Source organism: Flavobacterium sp. NKUCC04_CG (genome assembly GCF_019345525.1).
Taxonomy (GTDB): Bacteria; Bacteroidota; Bacteroidia; order Flavobacteriales; family Flavobacteriaceae; genus Flavobacterium.
Genome location: NZ_JAHKRA010000089.1, coordinates 1 through 223, shown reverse-complemented (window position 1 = coordinate 223; position 223 = coordinate 1). Strand labels below are relative to the sequence as shown.

The window sequence follows — 223 nt, the reverse complement described above, 5'->3', positions numbered from 1 at the left end:
GTGCCCCGACCTACTCAGGATACCACTATTCTTATCTTCCTTTACTTATACGGGACTGTCACCCTCTTTGGTCAAGCTTTCCAACTTGTTCTAATTCTGTCCGCAAGAAATATCGTGGTCCTACAACCCCAATATTGCCGTAACAACATTGGTTTGGGCTGTTCCGCGTTCGCTCGCCACTACTTACGGAATCACTTTTGTTTTCTTCTCCTCCGCCTACTTA

The 223-nt window shown here is 46.2% G+C and carries 1 rRNA gene; it reads right to left on the bottom strand.

Going from position 1 to position 223, the window contains the following annotated elements:
- Positions 1-223: ribosomal RNA gene (locus KO524_RS15330) — 23S ribosomal RNA — on the bottom strand; the annotation flags it as partial.